A 22,554-nucleotide genomic window follows, 5' to 3' on the forward strand; every position below is an offset into this window, starting at 1 on the left:
TAAGGAACAGTCATGGATTTGTTCAAGATGATGGGCCAGTTCAAGGACATGCAGTCGCGCATGCAGACCATGCAGGACGAGATGTCGCAGCGCACCTTCTCGGCCCTGGCCGGCGGCGGCATGGTGGCGGCCGATGTGGACGGCAAGATGCAGCTCAAGCGCATCAAGCTCGATCCGACGGTCGTGAACGGCCATGACATCGAGATGCTCGAAGATCTCATTGTCGTCGCCGTCGCGGAGGCGCAGAAGAAGGCGGCCGAAGCCATGCAGATGGAGCTCAGTAAAGTCACCGGCGGCATCGATCTGCCGTTCAAGCTGCCGTTTTGATCGCCCCCCGTTGAGCGTCATCGACGATCTCACGAGTGAGCTGGCGCGGCTCCCCGGTATCGGCCGGAAGACCGCGCTCCGTCTCACCTATCACCTGCTGCGGCAGCCACACTCGCAGAGTCGTCGGCTCGCCGAGGCGCTCGTGCAGCTCACCGAGCGGGTGCGGGCCTGCGACCGGTGCCACAACCTCACCGAGTCGCCGCTGTGCGCACTCTGTGCCGATCCGCGGCGCGACCCGGCCATCGTCTGCGTGGTCGAGGAAGCGTCCGACATCGCCTCGATCGAGCGGGCGGGCGAGTTTCGCGGACTCTATCACGTGCTGGGTGGGCGCCTGTCGCCCCTGGATGGCGTCGGGCCTGACGATCTGGCCATCGGCGACCTCCTCGCCCGGATCGAACCCGAAGGGGTCAAGGAGGTCATTCTGGCTACGAATCCATCGCTCGAAGGCGAAGCGACCGCATTGTACGTCCAACGGCAGCTGCTGCCACGAGGTGTGCGTATTACCCGTATCGCCCGCGGTCTGCCCGTCGGCGGCGATCTCGAATATGCCGATGGCGTGACGATCGCTCAGGCCCTGTCCGCCCGTCGGGAGATGCTCTGATGCGGCGCCAGGACGCGAGGTGGAGCCTGGTCGGCATGCTCGCCACCGGGCTCGTGACCGGACTTGCCGTTGGCCTCATGGGCTGGAGCGCGCACCAGCATCGGCACCGTCGGTCCCTCTTTCACCCAGACGCCACGAGCCGTCTGGCGGCGCTCGGTTACCTTCGGGCGCATCCAAGCGTTGATAGTGCGCGGCTCCTTCGTGACTATCTGCAGTGGGAACCGCTTCCGTTGCTGCGTCGCAAGGCCCGAGGGGTTCTGCGGCGCACGGAACGGCTATTACGTTCGTAATGGACCCGCATGCCGGCCACGTGACGCTGGCCTGCGGAACCTGATCCCTTCGACCCACCGTTCATGTCTGTCGGCGCCGCCACCTGGTCGTTCACCGAGGACGACTTCGGGGCCATCACCATTACGCTGCAGCGGTTCCTCTACGACGCAAAGGCGCGTTGCGCCCTCCTCGTGGACCGGAGCGGACAGCTGGTCGCCACGGTCGGCGAGCCGCCAAACTTCGACGCGACCGCCTTCGCGACGCTTACGGCGGCCGATTTCAGTGCCAACGACCAGTTGGCGCGGCTGATCGGCGAAAGCGACTTCAACGTCCTGTTCCATCAGGGCGAGAAGGAGTCGATGTATCTCGCCGATATCGCACGACGCGTCATCCTCGTCGTGCTCTTCGACAATCGCACCACGCTCGGTCTCGTCCGGCTGCGTATGAAGTCGGCCGTCGACGAGCTCACGAAGACGTTCGAAGGCGTCTTCTCCCGCGGCGGGTCCGCATCCACGCCGCCGCCGGGATTCCTGGCCGGCGCCGAGGATGAGATCGATCGGCTTTTTCAGTAAGGGGCCGTAATCGATGTCGATGATCAACTATGCGTCCCGAGAGATCAACTGCAAGATCGTGTTTTACGGTCCGGGGCTCGGTGGGAAGACGACCAATCTCGAGTATGTCTATGGCAAGGTGTCGCCGAATACCCGCGGCAAGCTGATCTCGCTGGCCACGGAAACCGAACGCACCCTGTTTTTTGATTTCCTGCCGGTCGATCTGGGCACGATTCGCGGCTTCCGGACGCGATTTCATTTGTACACCGTGCCCGGTCAGGTCTATTACAATGCCAGCCGCAAGCTCATCTTGAAGGGCGTGGATGGTGTGGTGTTCGTGGCCGACTCACAGGTGGAGCGCGCCGAGGCCAACCTCGAGTCCATGCAGAACCTGTATGACAACATGGCGGCGTATGGCTACGATCTTACGCGCATGCCGTTCGTGATTCAGTACAACAAGCGTGATCTGCCGAATGCGGCGCCGCTCGCGGAGCTGCAGGCCATGCTCAATCCAGGCTGGGAAGTGACCGACCCGACGCGCATGCGCGCAGTGGCGGATCCCTTCAAGCCGGGCGAGCTTCTGGTTAGCCAGTTGCCGACCGGTGAGTGGGTGGAGCGCGTTCCGACCTTCGAAGCCGTCGCCGTCACGGGCGACGGCGTGTTCGACACCCTGAAAGCCGTTTCCAAGCTGGTGCTCAAAACGCTCGCATAACCGCGGGCGCGGCGGGCACCGGTCCTCCCGCCTCTCGATACTCCTGTGAACCTTCCGAACGCAATCACGCTGGGCCGCATCGCCCTGACGCCGCTGATTGCGTGGTTGCCGTTCACCACGTCGTGGACCGCTCGCCTCATCGCGTTCCTGCTGTTCACGATTGCCGCCGTCACCGACTACTGGGACGGCCATCTCGCCCGGTCGCGCAATCTCGTCACCGACCTCGGACGTCTGCTCGATCCGCTGGCCGATAAGCTGCTCCTCGTGGCCACGCTGATTCCGATGTATTGGCTGCAGAAGCACTACACGCTGCTGGTGCCCGACGGCACGATGCCGCAACCCACGCCGCTGCTGTTTCAAACGCCGTTCGGCGCCGTCTCCCTGCCGCTGTGGATCGTGATCGTCGTGCTCGGGCGCGAAGCCTTCATGACCGTGTTCCGGCAGGTCGCCGCGCATCGGGGTCTGGTCATTGCCGCGATTGGCCCCGCCAAATGGAAAACGACGTTTCAGAGTATTTGGCTGGGCGCCGCGTACTTCTGGTTTTTCGCGGCCACGTTGGCGACGCGGCGGGGCTGGGAAGGGGACGGCGCGTGGCAGGCGTTCGCGTACTTCAATGGGTTCGTCGGCGTCACCAGCATGATCGGCGCGGTGGTGCTGACGCTGTGGAGCCTGTGGCTGTACCTGCGCCGCTACGGCAAGCAGGTCGCGCGGCTGGCCTGAGGGCAGCCAGGCTCATGGGTGCCGTTCGTGTAACGGCGCGCTGGGGCACGGCGACCTGAGCCGTACATCCGAGGTGACAGCGCCACACAAGGTGTGACTCGGGAACCACACAAAGTTGCTCTCGGCAATTGAGCCGCTCCGCTGGTAGGAGGGCGGGGGACAAGGCGTATTCCATCACAGATATGGTATTTCAATTGCTGAAGAATGCTTCACCTGGCCTATGTGGCGACCCGTATTGGTCGCGTACGACACGCCGACAGTCGTCCGTGTCAATTGGTCCTGACCCCTCCACGGAAAACCGAATGAAGAAAGTGTTGTTCACCGCCGCGATGATCGCGGTCGCCGCGTCGAATGTCGGCGCGCAAACGCCTGTCACCGCCATTGATGGCTCTCAGGGTTGGGCGCCGGTCAACCGATTCGGCAGCGCTGAAGCAGTGCGAGGCTCGCAAACGATCGACGGGGCGTATAATCGCGGAACCAATCCTGGATCGCTCCACTTTTCGGGGGCGGCCGATGTTTCCGGCGGCCTTCGCAATCGCGTTGCGCTCCTGAATCCCACGGGCTTTGGGTTGTTGGCCAATCTGGAGTCAGTTGGTTTTGATTGGTATCGAAGTGCCGCTTCTACAACTGGCGCAATCCAATCCCCCGCACTCCGGCTTTTCGTGTCGTCCGGAGAGCGTAACGCGACGCTCAGCGAACTGATTTGGGAGTGGGCGTATAACGGAACCGGGGATGCCCCGACAGGCGCTTGGCAGACCGTGTCGAATTCGCTCGCGACAGGCACCTGGTGGCGGTTTTCGGGCGGGCAGCAATCCTGTTCTGTGAACAATGACCAGCAGCTCTATACCGCGCTCGGAAACTGGAGCAACTGTCTCGGCGCAGGGGCTGTTGTGTACGGCATCAGTGTGGGGCTTGGATCGCTTCCGGATGCGGGTAGCTTCGACGGTGCGGTCGATCTTCCAACGCTCAAGTTCGCGCAGCAGAGCGCGACATCATGGGACTTCGGAACTTCCTCCACCGTTGTCCCCGAGCCGTCCACCTACGCCCTCATGGCCGCCGGCCTCGCCGGCCTCTTCGCCGTCCAGCGTCGTCGGCGCCAGTCGGTCTGACCCGCACCACGCGGTCGTAGAGCAGTCCCGCGGCGCCGGTCGAGCTCAGCTCACCGGCGCCGTTGTCATTAGTGGTATTGTTCCTCCATGAACATCGAAATCGTCACGATCGGCGACGAGCTCCTGCTCGGCTTCACGATCGACACGAACGCCGCGCATCTCGCGCGAGAATTGGCGGCCCTGGGGGTGCGGATCGTGCGCCGCGCCACGTGCGGCGATGATGCCGATTCCATCGCCACCGCCGTGCGCGAAGCGCTCGAGCGCACCGGCGCGGTGATCACCACCGGCGGGCTCGGCCCCACCGCCGACGACATGACGAAGCCGGCCATCGCCTCGATCTTCGGGCGCGGCATGGTCATGGACGCCGCGATTCTCTCCAGCCTCGAAGAACGGTGGCTCAAGCGCTTCGGCCACGAGCTGCCCGCCAGCAACCGCCAGCAGGCCATGGTACCGGAAGCCTGCACGATTCTCCCCAATCGTCATGGCTCCGCCCCCGGCATCTGGCTGGAAGACGCGCAGCAGCAATGGGTCGCCATGCTCCCGGGCGTGCCCCGCGAAATGCGCGGGATGCTGGCCGACACGGTCATCCCCCATCTGCGCGACCGGCTGCCCACTGGTGGCCCGGTGATCCGTGCGCGCACGCTCCGCACCGCGAACATCGCCGAGTCGGCGCTGGCCGATAAGCTCGGTGACTTGGCCCGCGGCGTGAACGGGCTCTCGCTGGCCTACCTCCCCGGCAACGACGGGGTCGACCTACGCCTCACGTCGTATACGCTGCCGGCCCGCGAAACCGAAGCGGCGCTCACCGCGGCCGCGCTGCTCGTGCGCGAGAGGGTGGGTCGCTTCATCTACGGCGAAGGCGATGATGATCTGGCCATGCTCATGCTCACCGAGTGCGCGACACGCGGCGCCACGCTCGCGGTGGCGGAAAGCTGCACCGGCGGAATGCTGGGGATGCGGTTGACCGCCGTCCCGGGCTCCAGCAGGGTCGTGCAAGGCGGAACGATCGCGTATGCGAATGCGGTCAAGGTCCGCGAGCTCGGGGTCGCACAGGGCGATCTGGACGAACACGGCGCCGTCAGTGAACCGGTGGCGCGCGCGATGGCCACCGGGGCGCGTCTCCGCTTCGGTACCAACATCGGCATTGGCATCACCGGCATTGCCGGCCCCGACGGCGGCACTCCCGAGAAGCCGGTGGGTACCGTCTGGGTGGCGATCGACCTCGATGGCGAGGTCCGTGCAGTACGGGCCATCCTGCCCGGGGACCGTTCGGAAATCCGGTATCGGGCAGCCCAGTTGGCGCTCGATCGCTTGCGTCGCGCGTTCGAACGCGACCCGGATCCCGTCGCATGGACGGCCCGGGGCTGACGCTCGTACCCTTCCGTCCTTTTCTTTCAGCATGGCGCCACGCGACGCCATGCAAACTTTACGTTGACGATTCCCGTACGCACATCATGACCGACCCGATGTCTGACGCTCCGGTGGACAACATGGATCCGATGGAAACGCAGGAAACCGCTACCGTGCAGCCACCGATCGAAGACGGTGACGACCTGCAGCAGGCGCAGCGCGAACTCGACTCGCAGAAGGACAAGTATCTGCGTCTCGCCGCCGAGTACGACAACTTCCGTCGTCGTGCCGTAAAGGAACGGCAGGAAGCGGGCTGGCGCGCCCAGGGGGAACTGGTGCGCGGCCTGCTCGACGGCCTCGATGATATCACGCGCTTCGCCGCCGTCGATCCGGCCACGGTCGATGCGAAGTCGGTGATCGACGGCATGCAGCTGGTCGAGAAGAAGCTGTTCAAGTCCCTTTCCGGGCACGGCTTCGAAGTCATCGACCCCACCGGCCATCCGTTCGATCCGGCAAAGCATGAAGCGGTCAGCACCGCCCCGGCCGCGCAACCCGAAGAAGACGGCATGGTCGCCGTCTGTTTTCAGGTCGGCTACGTCATCAATGGCCACGTGCTCCGTCCGGCGCGCGTGGTGGTGAAGCAGTGGACCGGCGCCTGAGGGCGCCGTGAGCATGGCCAACGCGAAGGACTTCTATCAAGTGCTTGGGGTCTCGTCGACGGCCACCGCCGACGAGATCAAGAAGCAGTACCGCCGATTGGCGAAGCAGCATCATCCCGACGCAAATCAGAACGACCCCAAGGCCGCTGAACGCTTCAAGGAAATCTCCGAGGCGCACAACGTGCTCGGCGATGCCGACAAGCGGAAGGAATACGACGACATGCGGCGCATGGGGGCCTTTGGCGGAATGAGCGGCTTCGGCGGCGCGCGTCCGTCATCGCGCCCAGGTTCGTCGGGCACCGCACGTCCGGGGCAGCCTGGTGCGGGCACCTTCAACGACTTTGATGTCGGTGGCATCGGTGGACTCGGCGACCTGTTCTCGTCGATGTTCGGCGGCGCCGCCGGCGCTGGGCGTCCGCGGGCCAAGGGTCCTGAGCGCGGGCAGTCGATCGAGCAGACGGTGGAAGTGCCGTTCCGGGTGGCGGCGGTCGGCGGCAAAGTGCCCGTCGACATCGAGGTGAACGAGGAGTGCGCCACCTGCCACGGCAACGGGGCGGCGCCCGGCGCACAGGTGCGTCCGTGCGGCGAGTGCAGCGGCCGAGGGGTGATCTCATTCGGACAGGGCAGCTTCGCGGTGAATCGCCCGTGCCCGGTGTGCTCCGGTCGTGGCAGTGTGCCGACGGAACGTTGTCCCACCTGTCGTGGTACCGGAGACACACGGGTATCACGCAAAGTGCTCATCGCCGTGCCATCTGGTGCAGAAACAGGCGCCAAGGTCCGGCTGCGCGGGCAGGGTGGAAAAGGCGCCGCTGGCGGTCAGGCGGGCGATCTCGTGATCACCTTTACCGTGACGCCCGATCGCTTCTACAAACGCGATGGGCTCGATCTCATCGCGACCGTGCCGATCAACATCGCGCAGGCCACACTCGGTTCGCGCATCAGCGTGAAGACGCTCGACGACAAGAAGGTCGCCATTCGCATTCCGGCCGGCACCTCGGCCGGCAAGCGCTTCAAGATCACCGGACAAGGCATCGAGAAGGACGGCAAGAAGGGTGACCTGCTGGTCGAAGTCACCATCACCGTCCCCGAGACCTTGACCGAAGCACAGGAGAAGGCGATGCGCGAGTTCGCGGAAGCTGGTGGGATGAAGTTCTGATGCGCACGTCGCGTCGGGTCGCCACGGCAATGGCCTTCGCGTCTGCGTGCACGTCTGCGAGTGCCTCGGTGGCGCAGGCGCAGGTAACGCCCACTCCGGCCGGCGCGACGGCACCGGCCACGCCGAGCACACCGGAGATGCGCTGGCGCTTCGATCAGTGCATGGGTGGTGTGACCTACGGGGCCCCGTTCAAGTGGGCGCTCTCGTACGGCGGCGGCATGGTGTACGAAGGGGACCGCATTGATTTGTGCGCGCTCGCCGTGGCCAAGGTTGGACTCGGCGGAGCAGGCGCCTCGATCGGGCTGGCGAAATCGTATGGATCGATGGGCACCGGCAGCGCCATCACCGGCGGCATCATTCGCACCTTTGGCGATCCGCTCAATGCAACGGCGCGTCGGACCTATGTGGGAGGGGCTGTCCATTTCTGGCCACTGCTCGCCCTTGGCGGCGAAATCGGCTACTACGTACGTCTTGGTGACGAGGCCGGTGCGTCTTCGCACGGCAAGAAAGTGATCACCTGGTCGGCAGGCTTCGGCTTCTAGCCCCGTGCTGCTCGCGGAGTCGTGCGCGCTGAAGTAGGTTCGCGCGCATGTCTGCTGCTCCAGCCCCCGCTAGCACTTCCCGCCGCAATCCCCTGAGATCGCAAGCCGTTCAGGTCACGCTTGGCCTCCTGCTAGGCCTCGCGTTCGGCATGTGGCTGTCTCACGAAGCGTCACCGTCCGCGTTCACCCGCGGCGTGATCGGTGTGCTGGACGTCGTCGGCACCGCCTGGATCAACGCCGTTCGCATGACGGTCATTCCGCTGGTGGTGCCGCTGCTGATTGTGGGCGTGGCGGGTGGCGGCGATACGAGCATGACGGGCCGCGTCGGGGCCAAGGCCTTCGGCTGGATGCTGGGACTCGCGATTGCTTGCGCGATTTTCACGGTCGTCGTGGCGCCCCCGTGGTTCAGTACGCTGTCGCTCGACTCCGAGGCCACCGCGCGCCTGCGCGCGACGGCGTCGATCGATATTCCGCCCGTCGATGCGCTCTCGCTGCGCACGTGGATCCTTGGATTGATTCCGCTCAATCCGATCAAGGCCGCTGCCGACGGCACGCTGCTACCCGTCGTGTTGTTCACGCTGTTGTACGCGTTTGCACTTGGCAAAGTGAGCGACGGACCGCGAGCGGCGCAGCTGGCATTCTTTCGTGGTATGGCCGACACCATGCTCGTGGTCGTGCGCTGGATGCTGGCGATCGCACCGATCGGCATTCTGGCGTTGGCGACGGTGTTGGGTCAGAAGCTCGGCACGTCGGTACTCGGCGCCATCGGCTTCTACTTCATGGTGGTGATTGTCCTGCACCTTATCGCGACGGCCGCATTGTACGGGGTGATGGGCGTGAGTCGCCGCGTGCCCCTGCGCGATTTCGTGCGTGCGCTGATTCCGTCGCAGGTGGTCGGCATGGGCACGCGCAGTTCACTGGCGTCGTTGCCGGCAATGGTGAAAGGCGCCACTGACGTGCTGCACCTACCGGCCACCGCCACCGGCTTCGTGCTGCCGTTGTGTGCGTCGGTGTTCAAACTCACCAGTGCGATCTACTGGGTGGTTGGCGCCTTGTTCGTGGCCAAGCTGTATGGCATCGACCTGCCCTTCTCGAGCATCGCGCTGGTGGCCGCGAGTAGTGTCGTGTTGAACTTCAGTACGCCCGGCATCCCCAGCGGTGGCATGCTATTGCAGGTACCGCTCTACACCAGCATCGGCCTGCCGGTCGAAGGCATCGGCATCCTGATTGCGCTCGACACGCTGCCCGACATGTTCAAGACCCTGCTGAACGTGACCGCTGATATGCTCGTGGCCGTGATGACGGTGCCGGCGGGGGAGCTTTCGGCGAGGGCGGAGTCGCTCGTGAGTTTGTGAACTGATCACACAGAGCAAAAGGGCAAAAGAGAAAAAGAGAAAAGCGAGCTTGAGGCAACGGGCCTCTTTGTCTCCTTTTCTCCTTGTCTCTGTGTGATCAGTTCAACGATCTAGCCGAAGCACGAGCCACCGACGCTACGCCGCGAGAATCGGCAGTCGTCGACTCGGTGCCGTGCGCATGCTGCGCTCGATCACGCCACCGCCCAGCACGATGTCGCCGTCGTAAATCACGAGAGACTGGCCTGGTGATATCGCGTGCACCGGTTCTTCGAGCGCGAGCTCAATCGCCTCGCCGGACAACCGCACGATCGTAGCCGGCGCCGCAGCCGCGCGGTTACGCACCTGCACCTGCACCTGCGCGCCAACCACCGGCGGCTCTACCAACCAGTTGAGCTCACGCGCTTCGAGGCCGCGTCCGAGCAATGCGTCGCGTGGACCGATCACCACCGCACGTTCACCGGGTACGATCTCCACCACGAACATCGGTTCCGCGAATCCACCCGGCAGCCCCTTTCGCTGGCCAATGGTGTAGCGCGCAAACCCCTGATGCTCGCCGATCACTTCGCCGCTCACCAAACGCAACGGGCCGGCCGAGAGGGCAGGGGCGTCGGCGCCAAGCTGTTCCTCGAGCACGCGCACGTGATTGCCGTCGGGCACAAAGCAGATATCCTGACTCTCCGGCTTTTCCGCCGTGCGCAATCCAAAGCGTCGCGCAATCTCACGCGTTTCCGCTTTGGTTTGATTGCCCACTGGCAGCACGAGGCGCGACAGCACCGGGCGCTCGATGCCCCACAGGAAGTAGCTCTGATCCTTGGCCGGATCGAGTCCGCGCATCATCACGCGTGAGCTGTCGCTGCCGGACAACGCACCCATGCGCGCGTAGTGACCGGTCGCGAGCCATGGGGCGTCGATGTCATCGGCTTTGTGCAGCAGGTCGCGGAACTTCGTGAACGTGTTGCAGCGTACGCACGGAATCGGTGTGCGCCCACGCGCGTACTCGTGCACGAAGTCGTCGAGCACATCGTGTCCGAAGCGATCTACCAGGTTGGTCACGTAGTGCGGAATGCCGAGCTTCTCGCACACGCGTCGCGCATCACTGGTGCTGTCGAGCGAGCAGCAGGGCCGGTCGGGGATGTCCTTGCCGTCTTCGTGCAGCTTCATGGTCACGCCGACGACGTCGCAGCCTGCTTCCACCAGCACCGCCGCCGCCACCGACGAATCCACGCCGCCGCTCATGGCCACGAGCACGCGCTCGCCCTTCAGCGGCAACAGGCCGTGCACCGATGCGTTCGACATTATTCGCCCTAAAACTCGACGGGCTCGAACGCGCACGCCGCGCTCGAGGCCTTACCGATACGCGACTTCTCGGCGAGCCTGGCGAGCACGTCGACCGTGCGCTGCACGCACGCCTCGGTACTCAGGCAGCCGAACGAGAGACGCAACGCGGCGTTCGCCACGTCAGGCGCCACGCCCATCGCGCTCAACACGTGCGACGCCGAGACGCTCCCGCTCTGACACGCCGAGCCCGCACTGCAGGCGATGCCACGGAGGTCGAGCGCCATCAGCATCGACTCGCTGCTGGTGCCGGGGATCGACATGTTGGTGATGTGCGGCGCACGCGGTGCATTCGCGGCGTGAATGATCACGTCGGGAATGCGCTCGCGCAGTCCGCGCTCGAACATCGCCTGCAGCTTCTGCATGCGGGCATGCTCGTCGTCGTGCTCGGCCACGAGCAGCTCGGCTGCTGTGGCGAGGCCCACGGCGAAGGCGACGTTCTCCGTGCCGGGACGGCGGCCGCGATCCTGCGAGCCGCCATGAAACATCGGCTCGAGCGGCGTGTCGCGGCGAATGAACAGGGCACCGATGCCCTTCGGGGCCCCGATCTTGTGCCCCGAAATCGTGAGCAAATCAAACGGCGTCTGTTTCGCGTCGATCGGCACCTTGCCGAACGCTTGCACCGCATCGGTGTGAAACATCGCGCCGGCAGCTTTGGCGTTCGCCGCCAAGGCGGGTACGTCCTGCATTACGCCGACTTCGTTGTTCACCCACATGACACTGGCCACGGCCACCCGCTCGTCGAGCAGCTCGGCGAAATGCGCCATCTCCACGAGGCCGTCAGGCGAGACGCGAACAAGGCGCTCTTCGCCCCCCTCATGCGCCACTTGATGCACCGCGGCGAGCACGGCCTTGTGCTCGATCGGCGTCGTGAGCGCCGCGTCACGCCCCTGGGCGCGAAGCGTGCGGAACGCACCGAGGATCGCGAAGTTGTCGCCCTCCGTGCCGCCCGAGGTGAAGCACACTTCGTCGGGGTGCGCGCCAAGCGTGGCGGCCAGTCGCTCGCGTGCCTCGTCGAGAGCGACCCGCGCTTCGCGGCCCCAGCGATGGACGCTGGAGGGATTTCCGAAGCGCGCGCCGAAGTAGGGCGCCATGGCGGCCATGACCTCGTCGCGCACCGGGGTGGTGGCGGCGTGATCCAGGTACACGGGCTGAGTCATCACTATAAATTACAGGAAAATGTTCGCCACCTGTATCCACTGTACGGCCGATTTGGGCCGGAACGAGGCCTTTGAGGTCTTTCCCGTAGGCTCCCGGCTGGCCTTCGACGCCGCCAAGGGACGCCTGTGGGTGGTGTGCCGGGCCTGTGACCGATGGAACCTCTCCCCCCTCGAGGAGCGCTGGGAGGCCATCGAGGCCATGGAGCGCCGCTTTCGCGACAGCCGCCTGCGCGTGAGCACCGACAACGTGGGCTTGGCGCGGCTGAAGGAAGGCGTCGATCTGATTCGCATTGGTGTGCCGCAGCGTCCCGAGATGGCCGCCTGGCGCTACGGCGACCAGTTCGGCCGGCGTCGGAAGCGGCAGATGCTGATCACCGGTACGATCGTGGGAAGCGCCGTGGCCGTCGTAGGCGGAATGATCGCCGTCGGCGCCAGCGTGGTCAGTTTTGCCGGTGTCTACGCGAACGGGGGCATCTGGGACGCCTTGATCAATGGGCGGCAGAGCGTGTCGATCGGCAAGATCGCGCTTCCCGATGGTCGCGTGGTCGATGTGCAACGCAAGCACGCGCGCATGAGTGCACTCGAGCGCGGCACGGACGAGGGGCCGCTGCGGTTGCGGTTGGAGTCCGTCATCGGCACGCACGTGCTAGTTGGCGATGACGCCATGAAAGCCGCGGCTCGACTGCTGCCAGCGGTGAATCGTTTCGGCGGATCACGCGTGCAGGTGCAAGACGCGGTCGCGTTGCTCGAGGAGGCGGGCGATCCATTGCGCGTGCTCGCGAGTGTGCAGCAACGCGTGGGCGCCACGAATATGGACGCGCGCTGGGGTGTCGGCGCGAAGGATTGGATCGGCAGCCACAAGCGCAACGTCGTGAAGAAGCTTCCCGGCACGCTGCACACGCTCGCGCCGCGCGATCGCCTTGCGCTCGAGATGGCACTCCACGAGGAAAGCGAGCGGCGCGCGATGGACGGCGAACTGGCCGCCCTCGAACTCGCGTGGGCCGAAGCCGAGCAGATCGCCAAGATCGCCGACGACATGTTCCTGCCGGCGTCGATGGACGAGCAGCTCGACAAACTCCGCGATCGCTGATGTACTCCACGTGCATGCACTGTCGGAAGTCGCTCGGCGCCAACGAGGCCATCGAAGCGCTTCCCATCGGCCGGCGCATTGCCTTCGATGCCCGTCAAGGTCGACTCTGGGTGGTCTGTCGCAGCTGTGAACGATGGAATCTCACGCCGTTCGACGAACGATGGGAAGCGATCGAGCAGAGCGAGCGGGCGTTTCGCGATACGCGGGTGCGCGTCAGCACGGAGAACATCGGACTCGCCCGGCTCGCTGATGGCACAGAGCTCGTCTGCATCGGCGCGCCGCAGCGCCCGGAGTTCGCGGCGTGGCGCTACGGCGATCAATTCGGACGAAGACGCGTCAAGGCGATTGCCACGGGCGTCGGTATCACCGCGGCCGCGGGGTTGATCGTGAGTGGTGCCGTCGCCAGCGGGGTCGGGCTCGTTGCGCTCACGCCGTTCCTCCACATGCTGAACGTCGTTGGTTTCGTCTCCGCCGTGGGGATGGCGCAGAAGCCCATCGATCATCCCGACGGGGGCCGCTTCATGCCGATCGGCAACCCCCGCATCATCCCGAGCGATCGCGCTGCCGGATGGGCCATCGATATCGGCTACGCCGCGCACTATCACGGCCCTGATCCCACGGTGCGCAATGGTGGCTATTGGTCGATGGCGCGCAACCAGGAAGGCAAGAACGAGCTCGGTCGTGTGCAATTGCATGGCGCCGACGCCGTGCCGTTGTTGCGTCGTCTCATGCCGCTGATCAATCGTGGAGGGGCGCGACGCACCGTGATCAACGACGGCGTCTCGCTTATCGCGCAGGCCGGCGGCCCTGAACGCTTCGGCCAATGGGCCGTCGGCATGCGCCGCGAGTGGGCCGCCAAGAGCACCTTCGGCGACACCGGTGATCTCTCCGCCATTCCGGCTGCGGCCCGCCTCGCCTTTGAAATGGCCATCAACGAAGATGCCGAACGTCAGGCGCTCGCAGGTGAACTGGCGTCACTGGAACGCGCGTGGGCCGAAGCCGAGGGCATCGCGGTCATCGCCGATGCGTTGCTGGTACCCGATACGATCACCGCGCAGCTCGATCGGCTTAAACAACCGTAGGCCGCGCGCGTTACTGCTCGCGTATCGCGCGCAACAGCGCCCGTACCGGCGCCGCGTCGGCACCGTGTACCGCCAGCGGCTGCGCCAGCAACTCATAGCGTCCCACCGGCACTACGTCGAGCGCGAGATTCTCCAGTACGAACGCGCCGCCGCCGAAAATCGCGTTGTGCACCGGCAGCTCCGTGCTCGTGCGGCGGTCCACACTGGGGCTATCCACACCCCACAAGGTGAGCCCATGCTGCACCAGCCACTTCGCCGCATCTTCGCTCAGCGCCGGCCAGTTCGCGGGAAACACGCCGGACGCCACCGAGCACCCCGTGCGCACGATCACGCGCGTGGGCACATGCGCGCCCAATAACCGCTGCAGTACCGGAATCGTGATGTCGCCCGCCGCATCGTGATCGGCCGGCAGCGCGATGAGCTGCACCTCGCCCACGAACACCGACGCCGGTAACGACTCCGACGCCGGCCACGACGACTGCACGTGCAACGGCGCGTCCGCATGCGTGCCCACATGCGCACTCGAATGCAACACACCCAAATTCACGCTGCTACCGTCCTCGCGTCGGCACGTCCACCCACAAGAAAACCCCACGTCGTCCGGCCAAGGCGGCGTAGCAGCAGCAAACGGCACACTGATATCAAAGAACACGAAAGTCTCCTTACCCCGTACTCCCTACCCCTTACTTCGCCGTTCCATAGAACTTCGACCGCACCGCCCACAGCTCGGGAAAGAACCGGTGACTTACCGTGCGCGATAAATACTTGGCCCCAAGTGTGCCGCCAGTGCCGAACGTGCCCGGGCCGATGATGCGCTCCACCAGCTGCACATGCAGGAAGCGCCAGCGCGCGAACCGCTGCTCGAACTCCAGCAACCCTTCGACCAGCAGGAACAGCGGCGTCGGTCCCGGGCCCATATACAGCTCGGCCAGATCCATCTGCTCGTGCTCGATCAGCGCCAACACCAGCGACTGCAGCACCGGACGGGCCAGTGCATCCTTGACCACCGCGGGCGGCTCGCCATGCTCGGTGATCGCCGCCAGGAAATGCGGGTCTCGCAAACCAGCGGTCGCTTCGATCGCGCGGAACTGCGCGCTCTGTGAACCGCTGCTCGACCCCAGATAGCCGCGGAACTGCGCGAAACGCTGCGGCGGCAAAGTGTCGAGCGCCGTGAGCTGCTGGGCGATGATCTCCGTGAGTACGTTCACGCGCTGGACGGCCAGCAGCGCCCGCATGGTATCGAATGATTCGAGCGCCGTGATCATCGTGTCCATTTCGTGCCGCAGCACCTTGAACCACAGTTCACTGGCCTGATGGACCACGATGAACAGCAATTCGTCGGGATGCTCGGGCGAGGACTGTAGCGTCTGGAGCTCCAGCAGCTCCGGCAGGCGCAGGTAGCTGCCGTAGTCGATGCTCGACGTGTGTCCGTGCGCGGTTTCACTCATGGAAATGGTCTGCGAAAAGGGGAGTACGCTCAGAACGTGGAGACGCCCAGGGTGGTGACGTCGTCGATCTGCAGCGTTTCGTCGGTGTAGAAGGGCTCGCCGTATTGCACGCGAATGAGCGAGCCATAATGTGCCGCATGATGCGTGACAATGTCGTAGAGCGGCTCGCCATTCGGATACACTTCTCCCGCCTGCGTCGTCCCGTCGAACTGGGAGCCGTAACACTTGATCGCCTCGAGCTTGCGCGCAAACTGCGCGCTGATGTCCACCACGAATGACGGCTTCACGGCGTCTTCACGGTACGTCACCACATGCAGCAGCTTGAATGGGCGAAAGGCCGGATGATCGCCGGGCTGGTACTTCGCGAGGCCGCTCAGAAAGCAGGCGTCGCGCGCGAGTTCGGTGGTGCGGCGATGATCGGGATGGCGGCCGCGCGGCGCCGGAATAATCACGACCCGGGGCCGCAGTCGTCGTAGCACCTGCACGAGGTGGCCGCGCGTCTCGTCGGTATTACTGATCCCGGCGTCAGGGAGCCCGAGATTCTCCCGCGCGTGCAACCCCAACACACGGGCTCCGGCGGCGGCCTCGGCGGCACGCAGCTCCGCTGAGCCCTTGGTGCCCATCTCGCCTTGGGTCAGGTCGAGCACGCCCACGCGATGTCCGGTATCGACCGCCTTGATGAGCGTGCCGCCACAGGTGAGTTCAGCGTCGTCGCGATGGGGCGCAATGCAGAGAAGATCGAGTGCGGTCATGCAGGGACGCTACGCACTCGCCGAGCGGTCGGCAACCGTGCCGCGTGCCCTCAGCCGGCGCGGGTGAGGTAGGTGGCCACGCGTTGCGCGATCTGCTGCCCACTCGCCACGCAGTCGCCCACGGATACGCCGTTGCGGTAGTTGCCCGCGAGGTAGAGCCCCGGGTTGGCCAGCTCGGTTTCGTCGGCGGCGTCCTTCACGGCTTGATAGCCCACTGTGTACTGCGGAATCGCGCGCGGCCAATACACGTGCTTGGCGAAAATCGGCTCACCGCGCACACCCAGCAGCTGACGCAGGTCGATCAGCACGCGTTCAACCAGCAGGTCCGTGTCTTCGCGCGCGCGCTCCGGCATACGGGCACCGCCCACGAAGCAGGTGATCGCCACGTGACCGTCCGGTGCGCGGTCGGGGAAGAGCGACGAACTAAAGAGGGCACCGAGAATGCTGCGCTTTTCCTTCGACGGAATCAGCATGCCGAATCCGTCGAGCGCGTGCGCGACATCGGCCCGCTCGAAGCCGAGCGTGAGCGTGCTCATCGGCGGATACTCTACGCGCTCCACCAACGCGGCATGCTTGCGCAGCGCAGCCGGCAACTCCATCGCGGCCAACACGTGCGCCGGTGTGGCCATGACCACCGCGTCGACCGTGCGCGCGCGCGAGGCGCCGTCTTGCCCTGCATCAACCACCCAGCGGCCTTCATTCCGATGCAGCAGGCGCACAGGGCATCCCAAGCGAAGCGTACCCACCAGCGACGCTTCCAACGCGTCGGTAAGGGTCTGCATGCCGTCCACGAACGAAATCAGTCTGGCGCGCGTGGGCGGACCAGCCAGGGCACGCTCCACGTCGACATCGGCGCCGTCCGACGCGTCGGCTGGTGCGGGCGGCATTTTCCCACGCGTGGCCATGAGACCGGCCGACAGCGATCCATACCTCCGCTCGAGGTCGAACACACGCGGGAAGGCGTGCATCATGCTCAGCGTTTCGGTATCGCCGGCGAAGATGCCGGAGATGAACGGGTCCACGGCGTAGTCGAGTACTTCGGGACCGAGCCGACGGCGCACGAACGACGCCACGGATTCGTCCGCATCGGTGGCGCGCGTGCGCACCAGCGGCTCCAGCAGCACGCGCAACTTCGCCTTGAGGGAGAAGAGGCGCGTGGCCAGCATGGCCGGCGGGTTCATCGGAAACGACTGCAGCGTTCCGTTCCGCACGATATAGCGACGGTTGGCTTTGGGGTTCGCTTCCACCACATCGTCGGCGAGGTCGAGCTGCGCGATCAGGGCTTCGACCGGCGCCGACGTCACGAACGAATTGGGGCCGTGCTCGGCGAGAAAGCCGTCCGTGTGCGACGTGCGAATGGCGCCGCCTGCATGCCCGCTCGCTTCGTACAACGTGACGTTGACCCCGCGCCGGCGTAATTCATACGCGGCGACGAGTCCCGTAATGCCGGCGCCGACGACCGCGACCGAACGGTGTTCGCCAGCGTCGTGTTCGGAAGGTGGCACGATGTCGCGATGGTCAGCGAGGGCACGCATCGGTCATTCTCCTGTCGCGTCCGTTACCCAGTCGCGGGGCTCGAGCATACGCACCAGTCGAGCCTCGAAGGAATCAGGGGTGTAACGCGGGGCGTACTGCCACATCGCCAGTGGCGGTAAGCTCATGAGAACGCTCTCGACCCGCGCGTTGGTCTGCAGGCCGAAGATCGTCCCGCGGTCATGCACGAGATTGAACTCCACATACCGACCACGACGCACGAGCTGGAACTCCCGCTCCGCCTCGTTGAACGCTTCATCCCGTCGACGTTCGACGATCGGCTCATACGCATGTCGCAACACGCGGGCCACGTCGCTCACGAACGCCTGCACGTGCTCGTGAGCGAGACCGTGCGCGAGGTCGTCGGGGCGCAGATGGTCGAAGAAGATGCCGCCGATGCCGCGTGCCTCGTTTTCGCGATGCACGTTCACGAAGTACTCGTCGCACCACTGCTTGTAGTCCGGATAGAACCGCGCGTGATGCCGCTCGGCCATATCGCGCAGGGCGCGGTGGAACGTCACGCCGTCATCGTAATGCGGGTAGAACGGTGTCAGATCGGTGCCGCCGCCGAACCAGCTGTCGGTGAGATGGCCGTGCTCGTCGGTGAGCTCGAAATAGCGCACGTTGAGATGCACCGTCGGCACCTTCGGGCTGCGCGGGTGCACCACCAGGCTGACGCCCGTCGCAAAGAAGTGCGTCGCACCGGCTGCCGCACCGTTGCCACCCAGCCGCCGGGCGGCGAGTTCCGGCAATTCGCCCATCACGGCCGAGCGATTGATGCCTGCCTTCTCGAAGGTCACGCCATCGGTCATCACGCGCGCCACACCACCGCCACCGCCCGGACGTTCCCAGCGGTCTTCGGCGAACGTGCCACCGCGATCGAGACGGCCGAAGAACGACGTCAGTTCATCATGCAGGCCGGCGATCCAGCGAGTGGCTTCCGCACGGCGCGTGGCCACCGACGGGGCCGGGCTCGGCGCCTCCGTCGGGAACACGGCGGCGCTCACCGCGCCCCCGCCAGCTCGCTCGTCCATGCTGCCGTCTGATGCTGCGCCGCGGCGATCTCTTCCTCCGTCCATTTCCACTCCTTCACGGCTTCGATGAAGGCGCGCGCGTGATCCGGGGAGACATCCGGCAGAATCCCATGTCCGAGATTCGCGATATGGCCGATCGGACCGAACGCCCGGATCATGGCATGCGTGCGGCGACGAATGTCGGCGGGTGGGCCATACAGCGCGCAGGGATCGAGGTTGCCTTGCATCGCCACGCGGAACGGATCGAGCTGACGACGCGCATCGTGCGGCGATGTGTGCCAGTCGACACCGATCGCATCGGCATTGGTCGCCGCCGCGATTTCCGCGAGGGCCCAGCCGGCCCCCGGCGCGAACACGATCACCGGCACGCCGGCTTCACGGGCTTTCTGCGCACACCGTGCGAGATACGGCAGGGCGAACGTGCGGAACTCTTCGGGCCCGAGGGCACCGGCCCACGACTCGAACAGCTGCACCACCTGCGCGCCGGCACCGACCTGTGCCACGAGATACTCACCCACGGCGTCGGCAATCTTGCCGAGCAACGCATGGGCCATCTCGGGATTTTCGTACAGCATGCGCTTGGCGACCGCAAACTGCTTCGTGCCTTTGCCTTCCACCATGTAGGCGGCGAGCGTCCACGGCGAGCCGGCGAATCCAATGAGCGGCACTTTGCCATCGATTTCGCGGCGGGCCAGCGTGAGCGCGTCGAGCACGTACTTGAGATGCTCCTGCGGATCGACGGCGTGCAGCTGGTCGAGATCCTTCAGCGAGCGAAGCGGGGAGGGGAACTGCGGGCCGATCCCTTCATCGAGCGTGAGGTGCATCCCCATCGCTTCCGGAATCACCAGGATGTCACTGAAGATGATGGCGGCGTCCACCCCGACCAGATCGAGCGGCTGCAGCGTTACTTCGACGGCCAGCTCGGGCGTGCGGCACATCGTCAGGAAGTCTGACTTCGCGCGCACAGCACGGTACTGCGGCAGATACCGTCCCGCCTGGCGCATCATCCACACCGGCGGGCGCTCGACGGCTTCACGCCGGAGCGCACGCAGGAGCAGATCATTCGCAGGCGACGACGGGGCGGGCGTAGAACTCACGTGAACTGCTCCGGTGAAAGAACCATCGACGGACGACGCTCACGGGGCGCGACATGCGGCGCCGGCGCGTGCTCCACGACGGGCTTGGGGGCGGCCGCGCGCGGCGCCCGCACGGCGCGGGGCTCGGGAGCGGCAGCCGGTGAGAACATTTCGAGCAACATCATCGCCTGTGCATCGAGCGGCTCGCCACGCTGAACGGCGCGACGCAGCGCAGCCATGGGGCCAGCCAGTAGCTTGGCCACGATGCGCGATGCCGTACGCTCGGCCACACCGGCGTCCTTCGAGGCAAACGCGACTTCGCGACGGGCCACATCCTCGAGCGCTTCGCGCAGCGGCTTGATCGCGTCGCGGGCCGGCATATTGGCGATCCACTGCATGAACGAATTGATCTCGTCCTCGCAGATGCCATTCGCGATAGGTACCGCATCCCGTCGCATCGTCTCAGCGGTCAAGATCGGCTGGTGCAGCGTGTCGAGATCCACCAGCGTGATGCCCGTCTGTTCGGTCACGCGTGGGTCGATGTTACGCGGCAGACTCAGATCCATGAGTAGCAGCGCGTAGCCCGATGCGGCACACGCCTCGCGCGCTTGGCTCAACCCACCTGCCGTGATGACCGGCACTTCACTGCCCGTGGCCACGATCACCACGTCGGCCATCGCGGCTTCCACGTGTCGCGTTTCAAACGGCGCCGCCCGTCCACCGACAAACTTTGCGAGCTCCTTGGCCGTTTCGAACGTGCGGTTCACGATGACCAGATCGCGCGCGCCCAGCTTGTGCAGCTGCTTCGCCGCCCGCGCGCCAGTCTTGCCGGCACCGACCAGCAGACAACGCGCATTCTCGAGATTCCCGAAACGCTGATTCGCCGTGATCGCCGCCTCGGCTCCGACCGAATTGCGACCCGCGGTCAGCGATGTTTCCGTCTGTACGCGCTTCCCGGCGCGCAGTGCCGTCTCGAACAGGCGATGGAGGACCGGACCGGCCGAATGGCCGCGCGAGGCACGCTTGTATGCCGCCTTCAGCTGTCCGAGAATCTGTCCGTCACCAAGCACCTGCGATTCGAGCCCCGCCGCGATGCGCACCACGTGTCGGGCGGCGTCTTCACCCAGCCTTCGCGTAGCCGTCAGCAGTAACTCGGTACCTTCGCCGCGCGTGCGCATCCAACGGCGCGCCAGCGTCTGGACCGCACGGTCTACCACCTTCGGATCGTCGCTGTCCACCCACGCGTACAACTCGGTACGGTTGCAGGTGGAAATCAGCGCGGCTTCAGTGACGATCTCGCTGCGGGCCGTGCGGTACAACTGCGTGAGACGATCTTCCGATAAATGGAAGCGTTCACGAGTAGCGACGTCGGCCTGACGGAAATCGATCGCGATCGATATCAGCATCGGAGTGCGGACTCGGGGCTGGAGCTCACGCGGTCGCGAGACCGGTGAGATGCGCGAGATTCTTGAAGAAGATTCTCACGTGAGCGAGTGGCTTGGCCTTCACCAACTGCTTGTTCATGTAACCGTCGAAGGTGAGCTGCTGCACATCCCGATCGCGACAGATCGCGACAAAACGTTCGCGGCGGTTGTCGTTGCGATACCAGAACGTCTGCATGATGTCGAGCACGGCGAACACCGGTCCATGCATGCGCATGAAGCGCCGACGCGCCCCACGCAACGCCTTGGCATTGCCCGTCGCCAAGGCCGCCAACACGGCCTCTGCCGCGAACCGGCCGCCGGTCATCGCGTAGAATATCCCTTCGCCACTGGCTGGCGCTACCACGCCAGCCGCATCGCCCGCCAACACCACGTCGCGGCCGTTGTCCCACTGCGGCAGCGGCTTGATCGGGATCGGCGCGCCTTCCTTGCGGAGGGTCTCCACCTGATCGAGACCCGTCTCTTGACGCAGCTTCGCCACCGCATCCTTGAGGCCGAAGCCCTTCTGAAGCGTGCCGGTGCCGATGCTGGTGGTCGCGCCATGCGGGAACACCCACGCGTAGAAGTCCGGCGACAGCGGTGCCTGGTAATACACGTCGCACCGCGCCGCTCCGAAATTCTCCCCGCCGCCAGCCACCGGCGACTTCACGATCTCGTGATAGGCGAACACGTGCTTGGCTTTGTGCGAATTCGGGATGCACTGGCGTGCCACCGGGGAGAGCGCACCGTCGGCCCCGATGACCATCCGGGCGCGAACCTGACGCACCTCGCCACCGCGTGACTTGCCATCGGTGTAGCTGATCACGGGGATGCCGTCGGCACCACGCGCGAAGTTCGTGAACGTACCGACATGTCGCTCGGCGCCCGCTTGTGCGGCGCGTGTACGAAGCCATTCATCGAACACGTCGCGATCGACCATGCCGACGTATCCGTCACCCACGGGGATGTCCACCGTGCGCCAGGTCGGCGAAATGATGCGCGCCGTATCGATCCGCGCGACCATCAGGGATTCAGGCACGTTGAAGTCACGCAGCAGCTGCGGCGGAACGGCCCCGCCACACGGTTTCGTACGTCCCGCTCGATCCAGGAGCATCACCGAACGGCCCGCCATCGCGAGCTCGTGCGCCGCGGTCGCGCCGGCGGGGCCGCCACCGACGACAAGGACGTCATACACGTCGAGCTGTGGCACATCGTTCATATCAGATTTCTCCTGCGAAGAGACGCTCGCGGCGCATGCTCGCGCCTTGGAC

General features: G+C 65.3%; 23 protein-coding genes. 13 read left to right on the forward strand and 10 right to left on the reverse strand.

Annotated elements, in window-relative coordinates:
- Positions 1-12: 12 nt before the first annotated feature.
- From RMP10_RS00175 to RMP10_RS00225, 11 genes are all read left to right on the forward strand, one after another.
- The gene (locus tag RMP10_RS00175; RefSeq protein ID WP_309673359.1) at positions 13-327 is read left to right on the forward strand and encodes a YbaB/EbfC family nucleoid-associated protein; all 315 of its coding nucleotides are present in this window, start codon (positions 13-15) and stop codon (positions 325-327) included.
- A 10-nt stretch (positions 328-337) separates the two neighbouring features.
- Positions 338-928, forward strand: a complete 591-nt coding sequence (gene recR, locus RMP10_RS00180; RefSeq protein ID WP_309673358.1) for a recombination mediator RecR — start codon at positions 338-340, stop codon at positions 926-928.
- Between the two features lie 353 nt (positions 929-1,281).
- Positions 1,282-1,770: a roadblock/LC7 domain-containing protein gene (locus tag RMP10_RS00185; protein ID WP_171225074.1), complete on the forward strand. Its 489-nt coding sequence runs from the start codon at positions 1,282-1,284 to the stop codon at positions 1,768-1,770.
- A 13-nt stretch (positions 1,771-1,783) separates the two neighbouring features.
- Complete coding sequence (locus RMP10_RS00190; protein WP_309673357.1) at positions 1,784-2,461, forward strand: ADP-ribosylation factor-like protein; 678 nt, start codon at positions 1,784-1,786, stop codon at positions 2,459-2,461.
- Positions 2,462-2,506: 45 nt separating this feature from the next.
- Positions 2,507-3,181 (forward strand): CDP-alcohol phosphatidyltransferase family protein, encoded by a 675-nt coding sequence (locus tag RMP10_RS00195; RefSeq protein WP_310568517.1) that lies wholly within the window; start codon positions 2,507-2,509, stop codon positions 3,179-3,181.
- A gap of 302 nt (positions 3,182-3,483) precedes the next feature.
- Positions 3,484-4,290 carry a PEP-CTERM sorting domain-containing protein gene (locus RMP10_RS00200; protein WP_310568518.1) on the forward strand — a complete coding sequence of 269 codons (807 nt, stop codon included), beginning with the start codon at positions 3,484-3,486 and terminating at the stop codon, positions 4,288-4,290.
- 87 nt (positions 4,291-4,377) lie between these two features.
- Positions 4,378-5,658: a competence/damage-inducible protein A gene (locus RMP10_RS00205; protein WP_310568519.1), complete on the forward strand. Its 1,281-nt coding sequence runs from the start codon at positions 4,378-4,380 to the stop codon at positions 5,656-5,658.
- An 86-nt stretch (positions 5,659-5,744) separates the two neighbouring features.
- Positions 5,745-6,299 carry a nucleotide exchange factor GrpE gene (locus RMP10_RS00210; protein ID WP_310568520.1) on the forward strand — a complete coding sequence of 185 codons (555 nt, stop codon included), beginning with the start codon at positions 5,745-5,747 and terminating at the stop codon, positions 6,297-6,299.
- Between the two features lie 13 nt (positions 6,300-6,312).
- A complete protein-coding gene (locus RMP10_RS00215; RefSeq protein ID WP_310568613.1) occupies positions 6,313-7,455 on the forward strand; it encodes a DnaJ C-terminal domain-containing protein in 1,143 nt (380 codons plus the stop codon).
- Positions 7,455-7,997 (forward strand): hypothetical protein, encoded by a 543-nt coding sequence (locus tag RMP10_RS00220; protein ID WP_310568521.1) that lies wholly within the window; start codon positions 7,455-7,457, stop codon positions 7,995-7,997. The genes RMP10_RS00215 and RMP10_RS00220 overlap by 1 nt, the downstream gene beginning before the upstream one ends.
- Before the next feature lie 47 nt (positions 7,998-8,044).
- Positions 8,045-9,352: a dicarboxylate/amino acid:cation symporter gene (locus RMP10_RS00225; RefSeq protein WP_310568522.1), complete on the forward strand. Its 1,308-nt coding sequence runs from the start codon at positions 8,045-8,047 to the stop codon at positions 9,350-9,352.
- A 135-nt stretch (positions 9,353-9,487) separates the two neighbouring features.
- Here the strand turns inward: RMP10_RS00225 and mnmA are convergent, their stop codons facing one another.
- Together mnmA and RMP10_RS00235 are read right to left on the reverse strand one after the other, a co-directional pair.
- On the reverse strand, positions 9,488-10,648 hold the full coding sequence (gene mnmA / locus RMP10_RS00230; protein WP_310568523.1) for a tRNA 2-thiouridine(34) synthase MnmA: 1,161 nt from the start codon (positions 10,646-10,648) through the stop codon (positions 9,488-9,490).
- An 8-nt stretch (positions 10,649-10,656) separates the two neighbouring features.
- Positions 10,657-11,847, reverse strand: coding sequence for a cysteine desulfurase family protein (locus tag RMP10_RS00235; RefSeq protein WP_310568524.1), 1,191 nt, complete (start codon positions 11,845-11,847; stop codon positions 10,657-10,659).
- A gap of 19 nt (positions 11,848-11,866) precedes the next feature.
- Here RMP10_RS00235 and RMP10_RS00240 point away from each other — a divergent pair, with 19 nt between their 5' ends.
- Positions 11,867-12,937: a hypothetical protein gene (locus RMP10_RS00240; protein ID WP_310568525.1), complete on the forward strand. Its 1,071-nt coding sequence runs from the start codon at positions 11,867-11,869 to the stop codon at positions 12,935-12,937.
- Between the two features lie 14 nt (positions 12,938-12,951).
- Positions 12,952-14,019 (forward strand): hypothetical protein, encoded by a 1,068-nt coding sequence (locus RMP10_RS00245; RefSeq protein ID WP_310568526.1) that lies wholly within the window; start codon positions 12,952-12,954, stop codon positions 14,017-14,019.
- Positions 14,020-14,029: 10 nt separating this feature from the next.
- On the opposite strand, the gene RMP10_RS00250 is transcribed toward RMP10_RS00245, so the two are convergent.
- From RMP10_RS00250 to RMP10_RS00285, 8 genes are read right to left on the reverse strand one after another with little or no spacing between them, the layout of a single operon-like run.
- Positions 14,030-14,671, reverse strand: a complete 642-nt coding sequence (locus RMP10_RS00250) for a cyclase family protein (protein WP_310568527.1) — start codon at positions 14,669-14,671, stop codon at positions 14,030-14,032.
- 31 nt (positions 14,672-14,702) lie between these two features.
- A complete protein-coding gene (locus RMP10_RS00255; RefSeq protein ID WP_310568528.1) occupies positions 14,703-15,467 on the reverse strand; it encodes a tryptophan 2,3-dioxygenase family protein in 765 nt (254 codons plus the stop codon).
- A 29-nt stretch (positions 15,468-15,496) separates the two neighbouring features.
- A complete protein-coding gene (gene bshB1 / locus RMP10_RS00260; protein ID WP_310568529.1) occupies positions 15,497-16,219 on the reverse strand; it encodes a bacillithiol biosynthesis deacetylase BshB1 in 723 nt (240 codons plus the stop codon).
- A 50-nt stretch (positions 16,220-16,269) separates the two neighbouring features.
- The gene (hemG, locus tag RMP10_RS00265; protein ID WP_310568530.1) at positions 16,270-17,754 is read right to left on the reverse strand and encodes a protoporphyrinogen oxidase; all 1,485 of its coding nucleotides are present in this window, start codon (positions 17,752-17,754) and stop codon (positions 16,270-16,272) included.
- 3 nt (positions 17,755-17,757) lie between these two features.
- Positions 17,758-18,786: an oxygen-dependent coproporphyrinogen oxidase gene (gene hemF / locus RMP10_RS00270; RefSeq protein ID WP_310568531.1), complete on the reverse strand. Its 1,029-nt coding sequence runs from the start codon at positions 18,784-18,786 to the stop codon at positions 17,758-17,760.
- On the reverse strand, positions 18,756-19,883 hold the full coding sequence (gene hemE, locus RMP10_RS00275; protein ID WP_310568532.1) for a uroporphyrinogen decarboxylase: 1,128 nt from the start codon (positions 19,881-19,883) through the stop codon (positions 18,756-18,758). Before hemE ends, hemF begins: the two co-directional genes overlap by 31 nt.
- Positions 19,880-21,268 carry a glutamyl-tRNA reductase gene (gene hemA / locus RMP10_RS00280; protein WP_310568533.1) on the reverse strand — a complete coding sequence of 463 codons (1,389 nt, stop codon included), beginning with the start codon at positions 21,266-21,268 and terminating at the stop codon, positions 19,880-19,882. Before hemA ends, hemE begins: the two co-directional genes overlap by 4 nt.
- 25 nt (positions 21,269-21,293) lie before the next feature.
- Positions 21,294-22,502 carry a geranylgeranyl diphosphate reductase gene (locus RMP10_RS00285; protein WP_310568534.1) on the reverse strand — a complete coding sequence of 403 codons (1,209 nt, stop codon included), beginning with the start codon at positions 22,500-22,502 and terminating at the stop codon, positions 21,294-21,296.
- Positions 22,503-22,554 lie beyond the last annotated feature (52 nt).

This window comes from Gemmatimonas sp. (assembly GCF_031426495.1).
GTDB lineage: Bacteria > Gemmatimonadota > Gemmatimonadetes > Gemmatimonadales > Gemmatimonadaceae > Gemmatimonas.

What these genes read in the sequence shown, in the direction of transcription:
- RMP10_RS00175 (WP_309673359.1), top strand. Translation starts at nt 13, where the DNA reads ATGGATTTGTTCAAGATGATGGGCCAGTTCAAGGACATGCAGTCGCGC.
- RMP10_RS00185 (WP_171225074.1), top strand. Translation starts at nt 1,282, where the DNA reads ATGTCTGTCGGCGCCGCCACCTGGTCGTTCACCGAGGACGACTTCGGG.
- RMP10_RS00190 (WP_309673357.1), top strand. Translation starts at nt 1,784, where the DNA reads ATGTCGATGATCAACTATGCGTCCCGAGAGATCAACTGCAAGATCGTG.
- RMP10_RS00200 (WP_310568518.1), top strand. Translation starts at nt 3,484, where the DNA reads ATGAAGAAAGTGTTGTTCACCGCCGCGATGATCGCGGTCGCCGCGTCG.
- RMP10_RS00205 (WP_310568519.1), top strand. Translation starts at nt 4,378, where the DNA reads ATGAACATCGAAATCGTCACGATCGGCGACGAGCTCCTGCTCGGCTTC.
- RMP10_RS00210 (WP_310568520.1), top strand. Translation starts at nt 5,745, where the DNA reads ATGACCGACCCGATGTCTGACGCTCCGGTGGACAACATGGATCCGATG.
- RMP10_RS00215 (WP_310568613.1), top strand. Translation starts at nt 6,313, where the DNA reads ATGGCCAACGCGAAGGACTTCTATCAAGTGCTTGGGGTCTCGTCGACG.
- RMP10_RS00220 (WP_310568521.1), top strand. Translation starts at nt 7,455, where the DNA reads ATGCGCACGTCGCGTCGGGTCGCCACGGCAATGGCCTTCGCGTCTGCG.
- RMP10_RS00225 (WP_310568522.1), top strand. Translation starts at nt 8,045, where the DNA reads ATGTCTGCTGCTCCAGCCCCCGCTAGCACTTCCCGCCGCAATCCCCTG.
- mnmA (WP_310568523.1), bottom strand. Translation starts at nt 10,648, where the DNA reads ATGTCGAACGCATCGGTGCACGGCCTGTTGCCGCTGAAGGGCGAGCGC.
- RMP10_RS00235 (WP_310568524.1), bottom strand. Translation starts at nt 11,847, where the DNA reads ATGACTCAGCCCGTGTACCTGGATCACGCCGCCACCACCCCGGTGCGC.
- RMP10_RS00240 (WP_310568525.1), top strand. Translation starts at nt 11,867, where the DNA reads ATGTTCGCCACCTGTATCCACTGTACGGCCGATTTGGGCCGGAACGAG.
- RMP10_RS00245 (WP_310568526.1), top strand. Translation starts at nt 12,952, where the DNA reads ATGCACTGTCGGAAGTCGCTCGGCGCCAACGAGGCCATCGAAGCGCTT.
- RMP10_RS00255 (WP_310568528.1), bottom strand. Translation starts at nt 15,467, where the DNA reads ATGAGTGAAACCGCGCACGGACACACGTCGAGCATCGACTACGGCAGC.
- bshB1 (WP_310568529.1), bottom strand. Translation starts at nt 16,219, where the DNA reads ATGACCGCACTCGATCTTCTCTGCATTGCGCCCCATCGCGACGACGCT.
- hemG (WP_310568530.1), bottom strand. Translation starts at nt 17,754, where the DNA reads ATGCGTGCCCTCGCTGACCATCGCGACATCGTGCCACCTTCCGAACAC.
- hemF (WP_310568531.1), bottom strand. Translation starts at nt 18,786, where the DNA reads ATGGACGAGCGAGCTGGCGGGGGCGCGGTGAGCGCCGCCGTGTTCCCG.
- hemA (WP_310568533.1), bottom strand. Translation starts at nt 21,268, where the DNA reads ATGCTGATATCGATCGCGATCGATTTCCGTCAGGCCGACGTCGCTACT.
- RMP10_RS00285 (WP_310568534.1), bottom strand. Translation starts at nt 22,502, where the DNA reads ATGAACGATGTGCCACAGCTCGACGTGTATGACGTCCTTGTCGTCGGT.